Source organism: Gemmatimonadales bacterium (genome assembly GCA_030697825.1).
GTDB lineage: Bacteria > Gemmatimonadota > Gemmatimonadetes > Gemmatimonadales > JACORV01 > JACORV01.
The window spans coordinates 1-15,099 of the sequence record JAUYOW010000320.1; the positions used below are offsets into that span (position 1 = coordinate 1).

At 69.3% G+C, this 15,099-nt stretch carries 11 protein-coding genes and 1 tRNA gene; 8 read left to right on the forward strand and 4 right to left on the reverse strand.

Translation table 11 applies throughout. From position 1 onward, the window contains the following. The 4 genes from Q8Q85_16030 to Q8Q85_16045 form a co-directional block, all read left to right on the forward strand. A partial coding sequence (locus Q8Q85_16030; GenBank protein MDP3775769.1) for an RpiB/LacA/LacB family sugar-phosphate isomerase occupies positions 1–310 on the forward strand: 310 nt, incomplete at its 5' end. A gap of 30 nt (positions 311–340) precedes the next feature. Continuing rightward, positions 341–2,593 carry an NADP-dependent malic enzyme gene (locus tag Q8Q85_16035; GenBank protein MDP3775770.1) on the forward strand — a complete coding sequence of 751 codons (2,253 nt, stop codon included), beginning with the start codon at positions 341–343 and terminating at the stop codon, positions 2,591–2,593. A 70-nt stretch (positions 2,594–2,663) separates the two neighbouring features. Next, entirely contained in the window at positions 2,664–4,259 is a 1,596-nt protein-coding gene (locus Q8Q85_16040; protein MDP3775771.1) for a phosphoenolpyruvate carboxykinase, read from the forward strand. 5 nt (positions 4,260–4,264) lie between these two features. Beyond that, positions 4,265–5,500 carry an HD domain-containing protein gene (locus Q8Q85_16045; GenBank protein MDP3775772.1) on the forward strand — a complete coding sequence of 412 codons (1,236 nt, stop codon included), beginning with the start codon at positions 4,265–4,267 and terminating at the stop codon, positions 5,498–5,500. A 16-nt stretch (positions 5,501–5,516) separates the two neighbouring features. Here the strand turns inward: Q8Q85_16045 and Q8Q85_16050 are convergent, their stop codons facing one another. The 4 genes from Q8Q85_16050 to Q8Q85_16065 all read right to left on the reverse strand — a co-directional run bounded on the left by Q8Q85_16050 (position 5,517) and on the right by Q8Q85_16065 (position 10,767). Beyond that, positions 5,517–6,344 carry a Stp1/IreP family PP2C-type Ser/Thr phosphatase gene (locus Q8Q85_16050; protein ID MDP3775773.1) on the reverse strand — a complete coding sequence of 276 codons (828 nt, stop codon included), beginning with the start codon at positions 6,342–6,344 and terminating at the stop codon, positions 5,517–5,519. Continuing rightward, a complete protein-coding gene (locus tag Q8Q85_16055; protein ID MDP3775774.1) occupies positions 6,345–7,805 on the reverse strand; it encodes an FHA domain-containing protein in 1,461 nt (486 codons plus the stop codon). Positions 7,806–7,873: 68 nt separating this feature from the next. Continuing rightward, positions 7,874–9,682: an ABC transporter ATP-binding protein gene (locus tag Q8Q85_16060; GenBank protein MDP3775775.1), complete on the reverse strand. Its 1,809-nt coding sequence runs from the start codon at positions 9,680–9,682 to the stop codon at positions 7,874–7,876. Next, entirely contained in the window at positions 9,679–10,767 is a 1,089-nt protein-coding gene (locus Q8Q85_16065; GenBank protein ID MDP3775776.1) for a lysylphosphatidylglycerol synthase transmembrane domain-containing protein, read from the reverse strand. Before Q8Q85_16065 ends, Q8Q85_16060 begins: the two co-directional genes overlap by 4 nt. A gap of 60 nt (positions 10,768–10,827) precedes the next feature. Between Q8Q85_16065 and uvrA the strand changes: the two genes are divergently transcribed. The 4 genes from uvrA (at position 10,828) to Q8Q85_16085 (ending at position 14,938) form a co-directional block, all read left to right on the forward strand. After that, positions 10,828–13,629: an excinuclease ABC subunit UvrA gene (gene uvrA / locus Q8Q85_16070; protein ID MDP3775777.1), complete on the forward strand. Its 2,802-nt coding sequence runs from the start codon at positions 10,828–10,830 to the stop codon at positions 13,627–13,629. Positions 13,630–13,639: 10 nt separating this feature from the next. Then, positions 13,640–14,302, forward strand: a complete 663-nt coding sequence (locus tag Q8Q85_16075; protein ID MDP3775778.1) for a polysaccharide biosynthesis/export family protein — start codon at positions 13,640–13,642, stop codon at positions 14,300–14,302. A gap of 49 nt (positions 14,303–14,351) precedes the next feature. Further along, positions 14,352–14,424 (forward strand) — tRNA-Asn (locus tag Q8Q85_16080). Between the two features lie 184 nt (positions 14,425–14,608). Then, positions 14,609–14,938 (forward strand): tRNA-binding protein, encoded by a 330-nt coding sequence (locus Q8Q85_16085; GenBank protein ID MDP3775779.1) that lies wholly within the window; start codon positions 14,609–14,611, stop codon positions 14,936–14,938. Positions 14,939–15,099: the final 161 nt, after the last annotated feature.

Below are 15,099 nucleotides of genomic sequence, written 5' to 3' on the forward strand. Positions count from 1 at the left end.
CGTTGCTGTTGCCAGAGCCGTAGTGGACGGCCGGGCCTGGCGGGGGATCATGGTGGACGGCGCGGGGATCGGAAGCTCGATGGCGGCCAACAAGGTGCCCGGCGTGCGCGCGGCCCTATGCTACGACCTCACCACCGCTGCCAACGCGCGGGAACACAACGATGCCAACGTACTCACTTTGGGCGGCACGCTGATAGGCACGCGGCTTGCTGCTGACATAGTGCGCGCGTTCCTCGCCACTCCCTTCGGGGGAGGACGGCATCAGAAACGAGTGGAGAAGATCAACCGACTCGATTCCGGCCGCGGCTAGCACGACCCGGGCCGCACGCCCGAGGTCGCCATGACCGTCCGTCGCCAGGAAGCACTCGACTACCATGCCGGAGGCAGGCCCGGCAAGATCCAGATAGCGATCACCAAGCCCTGCAAGACCCAGCGCGACCTCTCCCTCGCCTACACGCCCGGCGTCGCCGAGCCCTGCCTCGACATCCAGAAGAACCCCGACGACGCCTACCGCTACACCGCCCGTGGCAACCTGGTCGCGGTGGTGTCCAACGGGACGGCGGTGCTCGGCCTCGGCGACATCGGCGCGCTGGCCGGGAAGCCGGTCATGGAGGGCAAGGGCGTGCTCTTCAAGGCCTTCGCCGACGTCGACGTCTTCGACCTCGAGATCAACGCCCCCACGGCCCAGGACTGCATCCGCTTCTGCGAGATGCTGGAGCCGACTGTCGGCGGGATCAACCTCGAGGACATCAAGGCCCCCGAGTGCTTCGAGGTCGAGGAGACGCTCAAGAAGCGGCTCAAGATCCCGGTCTTCCACGACGACCAGCACGGGACCGCGATCATCTCCGGCGCCGCGCTCCTCAACGCCGCCGAGATCGTCGGCAAGAGGCTGGAGGACCTGCAGGTCGTGTTCAGCGGGGCCGGCGCCTCGGCGATCGCGACAGCCAACCACTACGTGCGTCTCGGCGTGAAGCTCGAGCACATCATCCTGGTGGACACCAAGGGCGTGGTGCACCCCGAGCGCACCGACCTCAATCCATACAAGGCCGCCTTCGCCCGCGACACGAACGCCCGCACCCTCGGCGAGGCGATGAAGGGCGCCGACGTGTTCGTGGGTCTCTCGGTGGCGGGCATCGTCTCCCGCGACATGGTGGCCGGGATGGCCGAGCGGCCGATCGTGTTCGCGCTCGCCAACCCGACGCCGGAGATCATGCCGGACGAAGTGCGCGCGGCCCGCCCCGACGCCATAGTCGCCACCGGCCGGTCCGACTTCCCGAACCAGGTCAACAACGTCCTCGGCTTTCCGTTCATCTTCCGCGGTGCGCTCGACGTCCGCGCACGCGCGGTGAACGACGAGATGAAGATGGCCGCGACCCGCGCCCTTGCCGCGCTGACGCGCGAAGAAGTGCCGGAAGCCGTGCTCCTGGCATACGGTCTCGACCACCTCCACTTCGGGCCGGACTACCTGATCCCCAAGCCGCTCGACGCCCGGGTGCTGCTGTGGGTGGCGCCGGCGGTCGCCGAGGCCGCGGTGAAGAGCGGCGTGGCGCGCACCACTCTCGACCCGGTCCGCTACCGCGAGCAGCTGGAGGAGCGCTTCGGCGCGAGCCGGGCCCTGGTGCGCACCCTCACCGCGCGCGCCCGGCGGACCCTCCAGCGACTGGTCTTTCCCGAGGGGCACGACCACCGGGTCCTCCGCGCCGCGCATCTCCTCGCGGACGAAGGCGTGGCGAAACCGATCCTCCTGGGTTCCCGGGAGCGCATCGCGCGCGCAGCGGCCGAGGCCGAGGTGCCTCTCGACGCCCTCACGATCGTGGACCCCGCGACCGACGCCGCCCGGGAGCGTTACGCCAAGGGGCTCTGGGAGCGCCGCGCCCGCAAGGGCGTCACCGAGCACCAGGCGATCCAGCTGGCGTCGCGTCCCGACTACTTCGGCTCCCTGATGGTGGCGCTGGGCGATGCCGACGCGCTGCTGTACGGCATCGAGCAGATCTACCCGGACAAGCTGCACGCACCGCTCCAGGTGGTCGGCGTGACCCCGCTTGCGGGGATCGCCGCGGGCGTCATCGCGGTTACGATCGAGCGCGACTCCTACTTCCTCGCCGACACCACCCTGGTCGAGCATCCCGACGCGCGGACCGTCGCTACCATCGCATCACAGACCGCGAAGCTGGTGCGGCGCTTCGGGCTGGTGCCAAGGGTAGCGCTGCTGTCGTTCTCCAACTTCGGGTCCTACCGCACCGATGACAGCACCCGCATGGCCCTCGCGGCCCGCATCCTGCACGACGAAGAGCCGGACCTCGAGGCGGACGGCGAGATGATGGCCGAGACCGCGCTGACGCCCGCCCTCCTCAGGGGCCAGTACCCCTTCAGCCGGCTCAAGGGGCAGGCCAACGTGCTCATCTTCCCCGGCGTCGCGGCGGCGAACATCGCCTACCAGCTCATCAAGTGCCTGGCGGGCGCGCAGGTCATCGGCCCGATGATCGTGGGCACGGCCAAGCCGGTGCACCTGTTGCGACGCGATTCAAGCGTGGAGGACGTCGTCAACATGGCCGTTATCGCCGCCGTGGACGCGCAGGAGCGGTGCCGGTGACGGCCCTGCAGGTTTCAGACTCCGGTGTTACTTTTTCCGGCTCAACTTTCGACTTCGGACCCTGACTGATATGACCACGACCGCCGCCCCTTCGACCCTTCACGGTCACGGCCTGCGCCACACCGGCACGGCATTCTGGAACCTCACCCCCGCGGGCCTGTACGAAGAGGCCGTGAAGCGCGGTGAGGGCACGGTCGCCGCCGGCGGCCCGATCGTGGTGATCACCCGGCCGCACACCGGCCGCTCCCCCAACGACAAGTTCGTGGTTCGGGAGCCGGCGTCGGAGAGCACGGTCTGGTGGGGCAACGTCAACCAGCCGTTCGAGCCGGCGAAGTTCGACGCGCTCCACGCCGCGGTACTGCACCACCTCGAGACCCAGGACCTCTTCATCCGCGATCTCTTCGCCGGTGCGGATCCGAAGTACCGCCTCCCGGTGCGGTTCATCACGCCGCGCGCCTGGAGCGCGCTCTTCGTCAACAACATGTTGGTGCGCCCGCACGCCGCCGAGCTGGCAGGCTTCGAGCCCGGATTCACCGTGCTGCACGCACCCGAGTTCCAAGCGGACCCGGCGAAGCACGGCACGAAGAGCGGCACCTTCATCATCATCAGCTTCGCGAAGAAGCTGATCCTGATCGGCGGGACGCGGTACGGCGGCGAGATGAAGAAGTCGATCTTCACGATAATGAACTACCTCCTCCCCGACCGTGACGTCCTGCCGATGCACTGCTCGGCGAACGTGGCGAAGAACGGCGAGTCGGCGATCTTCTTCGGCCTCTCGGGCACCGGGAAGACCACGCTTTCGGCGGACCCGGAGCGCGGCCTGATCGGCGACGACGAGCATGGCTGGAGCGACCGCGGCGTCTTCAACTTCGAGGGCGGCTGCTACGCGAAGGTGATCCGCCTCTCCCCCAGGGGCGAGCCGGAGATCTACGCCACCACCCGGCGCTTCGGCACGGTGCTCGAGAACGTCGTCATCGACCCGGTCACGCGCGAGCTCAACCTGGACAGCCAGGAGATCACCGAGAACACCCGCGCCTGCTACCCGATCGACTACATCCCGAACCACGTCCCGTCGGGCGCGGCAGGCCACCCCCAGCACGTGGTCTTCCTCACGGCGGACGCCTTCGGCGTCCTGCCGCCGATAAGCAAGCTCTCCGCCGACCAGGCGATGTACCACTTCCTGTCCGGCTATACCGCGAAGGTCGCCGGCACGGAGCGCGGCGTGACCGAGCCCAAGGAGACGTTCAGCACCTGCTTCGGCGCGCCGTTCCTCCCGCGGCCACCGGCGCTCTACGCCGAGATGCTCGGGAAACGGATCCATCAGCACAAGGTCTCGTGCTGGCTGGTGAACACCGGTTGGACGGGCGGCCCCTACGGCGTCGGCCAGCGGATGAACCTCGGGTACACCCGCTCGATGTTGCGCGCGGCGCTCGCCGGCGCACTTGACGGGGCAGCCTGCACGCCCGATCCGGTTTTCGGCGTGCGGGTGCCGCACCACGTCCCCGACGTGCCGGACGACGTACTCAGGCCGCGCGACACGTGGACCGACCGGGCCGCCTACGACGCGCAGGCCGCGAGGCTCGCCGGACTGTTCGCGAAGAACTTCGAGAAGTACGCCGCCGGCGTCCCGCAGACGGTGCGTGACGCAGGGCCGAAAGCGGGCTGAGCCTGGTGAGGCGCGCCGGGCCCCGCGGGGAGGTCGTCCGCGACCTCCTCTGGCAGAACATCGCGCTGGAGCCCGCCGCGCTGGAAGTCGTAGACACGCCGGCCTTCCAACGGCTGCGCTACGTCCGCCAGCTGGGCCACGCCTTCCTCGTCTATCCCGGCGCGACCCACACCCGCTTCGAGCACGCCCTCGGCGCGTATGGGCTCGCCCGGCGCGCGCTCGACATCCTGGGGGCGCAGGAGGGCGGCGACGCCATCTCCGATCGCGACTCGCTCTTCATCCGCCTCGGCGCGCTGCTCCACGACATCGGTCACTACCCCTTCTCGCACGCCCTCGAAGAAGCCGGGTTCACCTCGCACGAAACGCTCGCCGCGGGCCTGCTCTCGCGCCCGCCGCTGGCCGAAGTGCTCGCCGACCACGGCTTCGAGCGTCCCGCCGAGACGTTCGGGGCGCTGGTCCGCGGCACCAGCGATCATCCGCTCGCGGGCCTGATCTCCGGCTCCATTGACGTGGACAAGATCGACTACCTCAAGCGCGACGCGCTCATGTGCGGCGTGCCTTACGGCGAGGTGGATGTCGACCGACTCCTTGCCTGCCTCACGGTCACGGAGCTGGGCGGCAGGCGAACGGTCGGCATCCTGGAGAAGGGCGTCGCGGCGCTAGAGTCGCTGCTCTTCGCGAAGTACCAGATGTACCGGAACGTTTACTGGCACCACGCGGTCCGGAGCGCGACCGCTATGTTCAAGCGCCTGGTTCGCGAGGCGGTCCTGGACCGCGCGCTCGACCCCGGTTCGCTCGTCGAGACCACCGACGACGCCTTGGTGCACGACATCGCCGCCCGGGACCGGACCGGCATGGCCAAGGCGCTAAGGGAGCGGCGGCTTTACAAGCGCGCGCTGGAGTCGCTGCCCGCCGAACTGCCGGCGCCCCTGCCATCCTGGCTTCGGGACGACGCGGTGCGGCTCGCCAGAGCCGAGGACGCGCTGGCACGCGCGGTGGGACTCGGTCGGGGCGAGCTGCTCATCGACCTCCCGCACAAGGAGGCGATGCTCGGCCTCGACCTCCCCATCGTGCGGCGCGACGGCTCGGTGGAGCGGCTCACGCAGAAGGGCTGGCCGGGCAGGATGGACCTGCCTCCGTTCGCCGCCGGTCTGGCCGAGTCGGCGTGCCGGCTGCGGGTGTTCGTCGGGCGGCCGGTCGAGGTGGAGCGGGAGGCGCTGCTGGAAGTGCTGGCCGGCTGACTTTCCGGCCGATCTGCTAGGCGACGGCCGGGGCCTGGGTCTCGCCGCTGGTGCGCGGCGACCGGGTTTCCGCAGTGGTGGTCGTGTCCTCCGGCATCTCTCCCGCGGAATCCACGTGCACGATGATCGCCGTGATGTTGTCCAACCCCCCACGGCGGTTGGCTTCCGCCACCATGCGGTCCACCCATTTCTCGGGCGTGCCCTGCGTCTGGAGGATGGACGCGAGCCCGTCGTCCTCCACCATCCCGGTGAGGCCGTCGCTCGCCAGCAGATAGGTGTCGCCCGCCCGCACCGTGCCGGAGAAGATGTCAGGCAGCACGTCGCCGCTCGCGCCCACGCACCGCGTGATCACGTTCGCGTAGGGATGGGTGCGCGCCTGCTCGGGCGTCAGGTACCCGGCGTCCACCTGCTCCTGCACGTAGGAGTGGTCCTTCGTAAGCTGGTGGAAGACGCCTTCGCGGAGGAGGTAGGCCCTGCTGTCGCCGACCTGGCCTATGAGATAGCGATTGCTGTGGAGCACCATGACGGTGGCGGTCGTGCCCATCCCGCGCTTGTCGTGCTCGGCCAGCGTCCGCTCGAAGATGGCTGCGTTCGCGCCGCGGATGGCCTGCGACAGGCGCGTCGCGGCGTCCTCCGGCGCGAGACCCTTGAACGAGCCCAGGTCCCGAGAGATGAGCCGGACCGCCATGTCGCTCGCGACTTCGCCCGCCGCGTGACCGCCCATCCCGTCCGCCACCACGAACACCCCCCGCTCGGGGACCATCAGGTAATTGTCCTCGTTCCCGGACCGTATCAGTCCGACGTCGGTGCGAGCGGCGCAGGTGATGTGCAGAGTCACGCTCACCTAACGGCCTCCCGACGGCGGCTTGATGTCCTGGAGCTTGACGGCCGAGATCATGCGCGTGGACACCGGCGCGTTCACGCCGAAGGAATCGTCGGTGGGCTCGAACACCAGCTGCACGTCGCCGAACCGCACGAAGGCGCCGGGCGCTATGGCGACGTCGCCCTTGACGCGCTCGCCGTCCACCATCGTGCCGTTGGTGGACTCGAGGTCGGTGAGGATCCACAGCCCCTCGCGCCGCGTGAGCTTGGCGTGCTGTGAAGAGACCGAGTCGTCGGGGATGACGAGGTCGCAGTAGTCCGCGCGGCCGATGTTCACCACCGGCACCTTCACGATCAGGCGCTGGCCCTTGAGCGACCCGGTGCGCACCAGGAACTTCGCGAGCGCCGGCGGGCCGGCGGGCCTGGGGGCGGACGGCGGCGGAGCCTGCGGCAGAGCGGCGGCTGGCGGCTTGGGCACGGGCGGGGCCGGTGGCGGCGCGGCCGCGACAGGAGGCTTGGGGGCAGGCGGGGCCGCCGGCGGTACGGCAGCGGCCGGTGGCTTCGGCGCGGGCGGTGCAGGCGCGGCTGCCGGGGGAGGAGGCGCAGCCCGCGGTGGCGCCTGGGCTGCGGGCGGCACGGACGGCACCGGCTTGCCGGTCTCGAAGTATCCGGTCGAAACCAGCTGCGCTGCGCCCGCCGGGGGTGGGGGCGGCGCGGTGAAGGCCGGCGGAGCAGGCGGCGGTGGAGCCGGAGCAGGCGGCGGTGCGGCCGCTGGTGGCGCGGGAGCCGGAGCGACCGGGACCGCGGGCGCCGCAGGCGCCGCGGGCGCGACGTCCGCGTAGAACCGGAACTCCTCCTCTCCCAGCTTTATCACGTCCGCTCGGGCCAGGAGCCGCTGGTTCTGCACCCGCTCCCCGTTCACGAACGTCCCATTGGTGCTCGAGTCCACCAGGATGTAGCCGCGAGGGCTCACCATGATCTCGGCGTGGCGCCGTGAGATCTGTCCACCCAGCACGACCACGTCTGCGCTCGCGTCCCGGCCGAACTTCAGGGATGCTCCCAGCACCTGATACTCGCGCCCGTCGGTGAGCGAAACGATTCGGCCACCCGTGGCGGTCGTCGCCTTGCCGGCGGCCTTCGACGGTCCGGCCGGCGGGTCGGGGAGCTTCAGGGCGGAGATGTACTGCGTGCTGCCGCTCTTCCGCTCATCCACGAAGAGCAGGTCGATGCCGCCGATCGTGACCTTGTCCCCATGCAGCAGCGGCTGCGGCAACATGCCGAGCATCACGCCGTTGACCTCGATCGCCGCACCCGGATCCACCTTCCGGATCGCCACGGAAAGGTCCGGGGCCGCGGTGAGCACGGCGTGCCGGAGGGCGATGCCCTGTCCCTCGAGCCTGAGGTGACAATCGGCCCCCGTACCAATCAACATCTCGCCCGACGGGATCGTATGGCGCTTCCCGCCGAATTCGATAAATGCCATCAGCAAGCCTCAACCGGGGGATGGGAAAAACGTAGCCGACGCGGCGTAACGGTGCAAGCTGGCGCAGCTTACGACCCCGGTGTAAGGGCCGCGCCGAGCTGAAGATGATACAGCTTCTCGTACAGTCCGCCGCGCGCGAGCAGCTCCCGGTGCGCCCCCCGCTCCCGGATCTGCCCGTGATGCAGCACCAGGATCGTGTCGGCATCCTGGACCGTGGAGAGCCGGTGTGCAACCACCAGGCACGTCCTTCCACGCATCAGCTCCACGATCGCCGCCTGGACTTGCTCCTCCGACTCGGCGTCCACCGATGAGGTCGCCTCGTCGAGCACCAGGACCGCCGGCCGCACCGCCAGCGCGCGTGCGAACGCGAGCAACTGGCGCTCCCCCACCGACAGGCTCGCCCCGCGCTCCCCGAGGCGGTGATCGTACCGCTGCGGCAGCCGCCGGATGAAGCGGTGCGCCCCGACCCGCTCGGCTGCGGCTTCCACCGCCCGGTCGTCAATGGGCTGGTCGAGCCGGATGTTGCTCCGGATGTCGCCCGTGAAGAGGAAGATGTCCTGCTGGACCAGCCCGATCCGCGCCCGCAGGTCGGCCTGCGCGACATCCCGAACGTTTACACCATCCACGGTGATCCTGCCGTGATCCACGTCATGAAAGCGCAACAAGAGGTTGATGACCGTCGTCTTCCCAGCCCCGGTGTGCCCCACCAGCGCCACCTTCTCCCCCGGCCGCGCGGTGAACGAGACCCCGCGCAGCACCCAGCCCTCATCGTCACCCAGCGGCGCAGCGCTCGGGTAACGGAACCAGACGTCCTCGAACGCCACCTCGCCGCGGGGCGGCTCAGGCAGGCGCCGGGCGGGCTCCGGGTCCCGCACCGTCTCCGGCTCGTCCAGCAGGCGGAAGACGCGCTCCGACGAGGCCATCGCCGACTGGACGATGTTGAACTTGTCGGCGATGTCCTGAAGGGGCTGGAAGAAGCGCCGGGTCAGCTGGAAGAAGGCCGCCAGCACGCCGATGGTGAGCGTGTGGCCGAGCACTCGCCCGCCGCCGTAGACCAGCAGCGTGGCGAGCGCTACGGACATCAGCACTTCGATCACCGGGAAGAACACCGCGTACACCGTGATGGACACGAGGTGCGCATCGAGGTGGGCGCGGTTCACTTCCTCGTAGCGGTGGAGGGTCCATTCCTCCCGGCCGAAGAGCTGGACGATCCGCATCCCCGAGATGTGTTCCTGGAGGAAGGAGTTGATCCGCGCGAGTCGGACCCGGATCTCCCGGTACGATTCGCGGACCCGGACCCGGAAGACCTGGGCCGCCAGCGCCATCACCGGGATGACGGCGAACGCGGCCAGTGCCAGGCGCCAGTCCACCCAGAGCATCCACGCCATGATGACGAACAGCGCGAACAGGTCGCCGAAGAGCGCCACGACGCCCGAAGTGAACAGCTCGTTCAGCGTCTCGACATCGCTCGTGACGCGGGTCATAAGTCGCCCGACGGGGTTGCGGTCGTAGAATGCGACACCCAGGCGCTGGAGCTTCGCGAAGATCTCGAGCCTGAGGTCGATCATCACCCGCTGTCCGATGCGGGCGGTCACGATGGTCTGGCCGTACTCCAGCACGAACTCGGCGAGGAGCGCGGCGGAGAAGAGAGCCGCCAGCACTCCCAGCCGATGGGTGTCGCGCGTGGGGATGGCGCGGTCGATCGCCTCCCGGGTGAAGTAGGGGCCCGCCAGCTGGAGCGCCGCCGTGCCCAGGAGCATTAGAAAGGCGAACGCCGCGGACCAGCCGTAGGGGATCAGGTAGCGAAGCAGGCGCCGCAGCAGCGACGCATCCAGCGGCTTGCCGAGGACGTCCTCCTCGTGGAGCGAGGCCGTCACGCGATCTGGGAGCCCGCGACGGCGGTCTCCTCCACCTCATCCAGGCGGCCGTGCAGCAGCTTGTAGAAGACGAACGAGCCGAAGATGACGGTCGCGTAGCTGACCGTGAACCTCCAGATGATGGTGTAGGCGGGAAGGAGCTCGTTCCTCACGTAGACGCTCATGAGCGCCGCCGAGAGCGCCTCCGCCGCCCCGGCGCCACCGGGCGTGGGCATGAAGTAGAGCAGGAACGATATCGTGGTCTGGACGATCAGGACGTCCACGAAGTGCGCCTGGATCCCCAGCGCGCGCAGCGTGACGTAGCCGGCAAGCAGGCGGTTGGCGTGCGCGAGCCCGGACGTCAGCACGCCTACGAACATCTGGAGCCAGCCGCTCGGCGTCCGGAAATAGGCCCCCACGCACTCGTGCATGCGGTCGATGCCGGCACGCAGGCCGTCGACGCGCTTGGCCATCCGCTCGCCGTGGTGGCGCTCGAGCCAGTTCACGGCCCGGTGGAAGAGCGACGTCGTCACCTTCGGGAAGCCGAGGGCGAGGATCATCACGACGCCGACCAGGCCGAATGTCGCGGCGCTGGTCTTGAAAACATCGTAGAGCGAGATGCTCAGGAACTGGATGCCGTGGGCCTCGAGCGACCGGCCGGCCCCCAGCACGATCGCCAGCGGTCCCGCGACAGCGAAGAAGATCACCGTCGTGACGAAGCTCATCAGCGTGGAGGTCATGGCCTCGGGGAGCGGCACGCCGTAGCGCTTCATCGTCAGGATCATCGTCGGGCCGCCGCCCGCCTGCGCCGGAGTGAGGTACGCCGCCCAAGCGGTCAGCCCGCCCGCCGTCACCATGCCCCGGAACGGCGTCCTGGGCCAGACGTGCCTGGTGAGGAGCCAGATCCGGATGCCGCCACCAAGCCAATCGGACGAGGCGAGCACCATGGCTACCACCAACCATCCTGGCCGCACTTGCGCGAAGGCGTGGAGCGTGGATTGCCACGCCCCGGTCCGCCATAGGACCGCCACGACGCCGAGGACGGAAACGAGGCCGAAGATCTGAAGCCCGCGTTTCAAAGTGCGCGGGTTGAGGATGGAGGCCATGAGGCCGGGAAACTAGCCTGCCCGCCGCGAGGTGGCTACCGTTCCCAGGCTGTGGACCGCATGCTCGTCGTTCGGGGGGCCCGGCAACACAACCTGCGGGGTTTCACCCTCGCCCTGCCGCACCGCCGCCTCATCGTCCTGACCGGCCCATCCGGCTCGGGGAAGTCGTCGCTCGCCTTCGACACGATCTACGCCGAGGGACAGCGGCGGTACATCGAATCGCTCTCGACCTACGCCAAGCAGTTCCTCGAGCGGATGCCGCGGCCCGCCATGGACTCGGTCGAGGGCATCGCGCCCGCGGTCGCGATCGAGCAGAAGAACCCCACGACCTCCAGCCGCTCGACCGTAGGCACGGCGACCGAGATCTACGACTACCTGCGCCTCCTCTGGGCCCGCATCGGACGCGCGCGCTGCGTGGCGTGCGGCGGCGAGGTGAGGACGGATACGGTGCAGGAGGTCGTGGACCGGCTTGGTGAAGGGCGGACGGACGGACCGGCGGACGGACCGGCGGTGATGGTCGCCTTTCCGCTGCCGCCGGCGGTCAGGGCGAACCACGCGCAGATCGTCGAGAATCTCTCTGCGATGGGATTCGTCCGCGTCATGATCGGCGGCGTAGTGCACCGCCTCGACCAACTCCCCAGGAAGCTCGACCTGAGCAAGACGAAGGGCGCGCTCGTCATCGTCGACCGAGTTATCGCGACGCCGGAGAACGCCGAGCGCCTCGCCGACTCTCTGGCGACGGCGTTCGCCGAGGGCGACGGACTGGTCGTCGTGGTGGGGGAAGGCGGCAAAGCCCTTCGCTTCAGCAACACCCCCCGCTGCCTCTCGTGCGACGAGCCCGCCCCGACCCTCACACCGGCGCTGTTCTCCTTCAACCACCCGCGCGGCGCGTGCCCCGGCTGCAACGGATTCGGCGCGGTGCTCGAGTACGACGAGCGGCTCGTCGTCCCCGATGCCTCGCGGGCGATCGAGGACGGCGCGATCGATCCGTGGACCAAGCCGCGCTACGAGGGCCGGCGAAGGCTGCTCAAGCAGACCTGCCAGGGCGAAGACATCCCGACCGACTTGCCATGGAGCAAACTGAAAGCCGACAGCCGACGGCTCCTCCTGCACGGAAGGAAAGGCCGCTACCTCGGCATCTTCCCGTTCCTCAAAGGACTCGAGCGGAAGCGCTACAAGCAGTACGTCCGCGTCTTCCTCAGGCAGTACCAGATGGCGAGCGAGTGCCCCGCGTGCCACGGCCAGAGGCTGCGGCCCGACGCGCTCGCGGTCTTCGTCGGTGGCGAGACCATCGGCCAGGCGGCCGCGCGCACCGCGGAGGATCTCGCCCGCTGGGTGGCGAACCTGCCGCTCACCGCGTACGAGCGCGCCGTCGCCGACGTCGTGCTCGCGGAGCTGAACCAGCGCCTCGAGGTGCTGAAGGACGTGGGCCTGGGCTACCTGACGCTCGACCGGCAGACCCGCACCCTCTCCGGCGGGGAGGCGCAACGCATCTCTCTGGCCAACGCACTCGGCGGCAAGCTCACCGACACTCTGTACGTCCTCGACGAGCCGACCATCGGCCTGCACCCGCGCGACACCGACCGGCTGCTCGCGCTCCTGCGCCGTCTCGCCGACCAGGGCAACACCGTTCTCGCCGTGGAGCACGACCCCGCCGCCATGCGCGCCGCCGACTGGCTCGTGGAGTTGGGGCCGGGCGCGGGCGAGCGCGGTGGACAGCTCGTTTTCGAGGGCACCAGCGACCAGATGCTCCGCGGCTCCACGCTCACCGGCGCCTACCTCTCCGGCCAGAAGAGCATCGCCGTGCCGTCGGTCCGCCGGCGAGCCGGGCCGCGCTGGCTCACCGTGGAAGGGGCGACCGCGCACAACCTCGATGGCCTCACGGTGGCCATCCCGCTCGGTACGCTCACGGTGGTCACCGGCGTCTCCGGGAGCGGGAAGTCCACACTGGTGAGCGATGTCCTCTACCGGCAGCTCGAGCGTCACTTCGAGGGACGCCACTCGGCAAAGGAACACCTCGGCGAGACCGTCGGCAGCGTGCGGCGCATCACCGGTCTCGAGGCGCTGGATGGCGCCGTGCTCGTGGACCAGTCGCCCATCGGGCGTACGCCGAGGTCCAACCCCGTGACGTACGTGAAGGCATTCGACGAGGTCCGTGAGTTGTTCGCCGCCGCGCCGCTCTCGCGCTCCCGGCGCTACACGCCGGCGACGTTCTCGTTCAACGTGTCGGGGGGCGGGCGGTGCGACGTCTGCGAGGGCGCCGGCCACGTGCAGGTGGAGATGGTCTTCCTCGCCGACGTCTACGTCCCGTGCGAGGCGTGCGGCGCCACGCGGTACCGCCGTCCGATCCTCGACGTCCGCATCCGGGGCTACTCCATTGCCGACGTCCTCCAGTTCACGGTGGACGAGGCGATCCGGCGGTTCCGGCACCAGGAGAAGCTGGGCCGGGCGCTCTGGCACCTCACCGAGGTCGGCCTCGGGTACCTGAGGCTGGGCCAGCCGGCCCCGACCCTCTCAGGTGGCGAGGCCCAGCGGCTCAAGATCGCGCGGGAGCTGTCGGCAGCGGGGAGGAAGCGCGGCCGCAAGCTATACATCCTCGACGAACCCACGACCGGACTCCACCTCGACGACGTGCGCGTCCTCCTCGGCGTCCTCGACCGGCTGGTGGACGCGGGAAACACCGTGCTCGTGATCGAGCACCACCTCGACGTCATCAAGAAGGCGGACTGGGTGATCGACCTCGGACCCGAGGCCGGGGCGGGCGGCGGACGCGTCGTGGCGGCGGGTCCGCCCGAGGTGATCGCGGCCCACCCGGAGTCCTGGACCGGCCGCTACCTCGCGCCGTTGCTGGCGACTCGTTAGTTTCGGCGCCATGCGGCCCACCCGTCACTTCCTCGCGCTGGCCACCCTGCTCGCTCTGACCGGCGCGGCGGGGTGTGGCGGCCGTCCTCCGGCAGCGCGGTTGACACCGCTCCCCCCAGACACCGCGCAAGCGTCCCCGCTCGCCGTCCGCCCCGGCGACGTGATCAAGGTCCAGGTCTGGGGCCACGAGGAGCTTTCAGGCGAGTTCCCGATCGACGAGAACTTCAACCTGCTCTTCCCCATCATCGGCGAGGTCAACGTCCGCCAGATGACGGTCACGCAACTCCGTGAGCGGATCCGGCAGGACCTGAGCCAGCTCTTCACCCAGCCGTTCGTGACCATCGTCCCGCTGTTCCGTGTGGCGGTGCTCGGCGAGGTCGTGCGGCCCGGGCTCTACTCCCCGGACCCGACCATGACGGTGTTCGACCTGCTGGCGCTCGCGGGCGGTCCGACCCGCTCGGCGCGGGAGCGCGAGATGCGCCTCATCCGCTCGGGCGACCAGATCCAGGTCTCGATCGAGCCCTCCGCCATCGCGCGCGCGACGCTGAGCGAGCTTGGAATCCGCTCCGGCGACCAGCTCATCGTCCCCCGGAAGAGATTCACCCGCGAGGATCTCGGGCTCCTGATGACGGCGGCCAACCTGGTCCTGATCGCCTACTCTGTCTTTCGCTGACCGAGCGGTTGACTCCCCAACCGCATCCGTCTACGATTCAGGGTTTCGGTCCCGAGTAGCTCAGTTGGTAGAGCAGCCGGCTGTTAACCGGCGGGTCGGGGGTTCGAGTCCCTCCTCGGGAGCTCTTTTCTTCATCTGATGCAGGCTGTCTCGAGAGCCGCTAGGTTCTCCCTCGCCCGATGACCCCTAAGCCCAAGGTGTTATTCATCCAGCATGTGGCGCCCGAAACACCGGGCGCTATCGCCGGCGCGCTGCACTCCGGGGGCCTTCGCCTCGAGTTGGTGCGAGCCTAAAAAGGAGATCTCCATGGACCCGGTCGCCGCATTCGCGGCCCTCGACCTGCGCGTCGGGCGAGTGACGCGCGCCGAACCTAACGAAGGCGCGCGCCAGCCCGCATACAAGCTCTGGATCGATTTCGGTCCGCTGGGGGAGAAGACATCCAGCGCCCGGCTCACCGACCTCTACCGTCCCGAAGACCTCTTGGGACGGCTGGTGATCGCCGCCGTGAATCTTGGCGTGCGCCGGATCGCGGGGTTCGCGTCGGAGGTGCTCGTCCTCGGCCTGCCGGACGAAGCGGGCCGCGTGGTGCTGCTCGAGCCCGAGCGGGACGTGCCGCTGGGCGGCCGGGTCTATTGACGCTTCAACGCCTTCTTCTCCTCAACCTTCAACGCCTCTTTCTCTTCAACGCTTTCTCGCCAGGCTCCACTTGAGCGCCGGTGGCGTGACCATCGTCGTCACGATGACCATCACGACCACCGCCGAGAAGGTGGCCTGGTCGATGATCCGCTCGCCCTGCA